Source organism: Alcanivorax sp. HI0083, assembly GCF_001635175.1.
The window spans coordinates 1-442 of record NZ_LWFX01001640.1; the positions used below are offsets into that span (position 1 = coordinate 1).

The 442-nt window shown below is 59.7% G+C and carries 1 protein-coding gene; it reads left to right on the forward strand.

Annotated features, from left to right (window positions below; genetic code table 11):
* The coding region (locus A3754_RS24120) for an RNA methyltransferase (RefSeq protein ID WP_304439868.1) at nt 1–442 on the forward strand (442 nt) is incomplete at both ends.

Below are 442 nucleotides of genomic sequence, written 5' to 3' on the forward strand. Positions count from 1 at the left end.
CCACGTCAGTTGGCGGCACAGCTGTCCCATGATTTGGCCAATGCGCCGCAGGATACCCGCATTGCGGTGCTGTTCGGTCGTGAAGATCGGGGGCTGACCAACGACGAGCTGCGCCGCTGTAACCTTCATGTGAGCGTGCCCACCAATCCCGAGTATGGGGTCTTGAATGTGGCGTCGGCGGTCCAATTAATCAGCTACGAGCTACGCCTGGCGTTGCTGGGGGACGACTTTGATCTGCAGGAATCCCGTTCCCGTCGCGAAGTGATGCCATTGCCGGAAATGTTCTGGGATGAGCCGCCGGCCACCAACGAAGCGGTATCCGGTTTTCTGGACCACCTGGAAAAGGTGATGGCACAGAGTGGATTCCTGAATCCGGCGCAGCCCGGCCAGGTGATGACGCGTATGCGCCGTTTGTTTATGCGCGCCCGACCGGACAAAATGG